This is a genomic window from Geomonas silvestris, from assembly GCF_014193515.1.
GTDB classification, from domain to species: Bacteria; Desulfobacterota; Desulfuromonadia; order Geobacterales; family Geobacteraceae; genus Geomonas; species Geomonas silvestris.
Map to the genome: position 1 here is coordinate 1 of NZ_BLXX01000031.1, position 1993 is coordinate 1993.

The 1993-nt window shown below is 61.1% G+C and carries 1 protein-coding gene and 1 pseudogene; both read left to right on the forward strand.

The window, feature by feature from the left end:
- The coding region (locus tag GMST_RS22010) for a cytochrome C (protein WP_183356854.1) at positions 1-1104 on the forward strand (1104 nt) is incomplete at its 5' end.
- A gap of 500 nt (positions 1105-1604) precedes the next feature.
- Positions 1605-1993, forward strand: a pseudogene (locus GMST_RS22015) (cytochrome C); the annotation flags it as partial.

A 1993-nucleotide genomic window follows, 5' to 3' on the forward strand; every position in this document is an offset into this window, starting at 1 on the left:
TGCCACAACTCGGCTGACACCGTGGGCAGCGGCTACCACATCTCCACCGACGGTTCGCTCGTTGGCCAGACCAAGCAGGGTCCGGTCGAGCTGACCCCGGGCGGCGACTTCGCATGGCTGAAGATGACCACCACCGGCAAGATCCGCGGTTCGGCTACCACCTGGGAAGGCGATCGTCACGGCCACAACATCGTTGCAGTCGACTACGGCTACACCGCTGACAAGACCCTGACCGCAGCACCGGGCGGCACCTACCCGGCAGCCAACCTGGCCTGCTCCTCCTGCCACGATCCCCACGGCCGTTACCGTCGTTTCGCTGACGGCACCGAGGCTTCCACCGGCCTGCCGATCTTCAACTCCGGTTCCTACACCAGCAGCAACGCTCCGATCGCCGGCGTATCCGCAGTCGGCGTGTACCGCCTGCTGGCAGGCGTTGGCTACCAGCCGAAGTCGCTGTCCGGCTCCTACGCCTTCGTGAATCCGTCCCCGATGGCAGTTGCTCCGTCGACCTACAACGCCACCACCAACACCACCGCAGCTGGTACTGCTGACCGCGTTGCTTACGGTTCCGGCATGTCCGAGTACTGCGCAAACTGCCACACCGCAATGCACAACGACAGCTACACCTCCGGCACCAAGGGCCTGGTTCACCCGGCTGGTAACGGCGCTAAGCTGACCGCACCGATCGCTGCCAACTACGCAGCTTACGTATCTTCCGGTATCATGACCGGCACCGGCGCAGGCTACTCCGCAATGGCTCCGTTCGAGACCGGCGCTGGCAACACCCTTGCCGACGTGACCGCTCTGAAAGCGTTCCAGGCAAGCCCGACCGCACCGGGCACCACCAGTAACGTGCTCTGCCTCTCCTGCCACCGTGCACACGCCTCCGGTTTCGAGAGCATGGCTCGCTACTACCTGGGCAACGAGTTCATGACCATTGCTGACAGCACCAACGCAGCTTCCTACGACACCAGCACCACCGAGAACAAGATCAACCAGGGCTACACCGTTGCTCAGCAGCAGAACGCTTACAACGGCCGTCCGGCTACCGTCTTCGGACCGTGGGCACGTAACTACTGCAACAAGTGCCACGCTAAAGACTAGTACTACCCTTGCTTGACTGTGATGAAATCGGGGCCGGCTCCGTGCTGGCCCCAGAGATTGACGACCAACCCCGCTTTTTCGGAAGCGGGGTTTTTTTATGGCTGAATGGGGGGGCTTAGCGCCGCCAGCCTCACCGCTTATCGCGCGGTTGCTGCTCCAGGTAGCTTGTTAAGGGGATGGCATCAGGGAAGGCGTGGAGGGGGACGTAGGGAGGGCAATGTCAACCTTTCAGATAGTTAAGGATGAGGAAGTCGTGCGGTAAGTGTAGGCTCGGCCGTTTCCGCGAAATCCAAAATGCTCCCCGCGTATCCACCGTGCGAGGTGTCGCCCCCGGTTTGCCGAACCCGGCGATATGGCTGGTGCTAAAAATATTAACCTCGAAGTGACAGGCGGTTAGCTTCGTTCCGCCTCGCGATGTGGCGGTTTGGCACGCGGTATGTAAAAGAAGAAATCAGTTTGTAGCACATGCCATGTAGTAAAAAACAAAAAGGAGAGAGTACATGAAAGCAACGAAGATCTTTGCCGCAGCAGCAATCTTCACCCTCGCTACCGCTGGTAGCGCGCTGGCATTCCACTCCGGCGGCGTCGCCGAGTGCGAAGGCTGCCACTCGATGCATAACAGCTTCGAAGGTTCCGCCAACGTAACCGGTATGGCACAGTACCAGTCCGGCCCGTTCCTGCTCAAAGCTCAGGACCAGTCCGGCGCCTGCCTCAACTGCCACAACTCGGCTGACACCGTGGGCAGCGGCTACCACATCTCCACCGACGGTTCGCTCGTTGGCCAGACCAAGCAGGGTCCGGTCGAGCTGACCCCGGGCGGCGACTTCGCATGGCTGAAGATGACCACCACCGGCAAGATCCGCGGTTCGGCTACCACCTGGGAAGGCGA